This window comes from Streptomyces sporangiiformans (genome assembly GCF_005768555.2).
Taxonomy (GTDB): domain Bacteria; phylum Actinomycetota; class Actinomycetes; order Streptomycetales; family Streptomycetaceae; genus Streptomyces; species Streptomyces sporangiiformans.
Window position 1 is genome coordinate 1 of sequence record NZ_VCHX02000187.1, and the last position, 551, is coordinate 551.

The window sequence follows — 551 nt, forward strand, 5'->3', positions numbered from 1 at the left end:
TGAGGTAGGCGGTGAGGTGGTTGTTCGCCGCGGTGACGACGGCGTCCTTCACGCCGGGGTGGGTGGTGAGTTTGGCCTCGATCTCCCCGAGTTCGATGCGATAGCCGTTGATCTTGACCTGGTGGTCGTTGCGGCCGAGGAACTCGATGGTGCCGTCCGGGTGATAACGGCCCAAGTCACCCGTGCGGTACAGGCGTTCACCGGTGACGGGGTGACTGAGGAACCGCTCGGCGGTCTTACCCGGATCGCCCCAGTACCCGCGCGCCACACCCACACCACCGATGAACAACTCGCCCGGCACCCAAGTCGGCACCGGACACAGCTCGGCATCCAGGACATGGAAGGTCTGGTTGGCCAGCGGCCGGCCATACGGGATACTCGGCCAAGCCGGATCCAGCTCACCGACCGGATGCCAGATCGACCAGATCGACGCCTCCGTCGCACCACCCAGACTGATCACCTGCCCATGCGGGGCGACGTCGCGGATCCGGTCCGGCAACGACAGCGGAATCCAGTCCCCGCTCAGCATCACCAGCCGCAGATCCTCCACC

1 protein-coding gene is annotated in these 551 nt (G+C 65.9%); it reads right to left on the reverse strand.

Annotated features, from left to right (window positions below; all coding sequences use genetic code 11):
• The coding region (locus tag FGD71_RS34810) for an AMP-binding protein (protein WP_140936014.1) at positions 1-551 on the reverse strand (551 nt) is incomplete at both ends.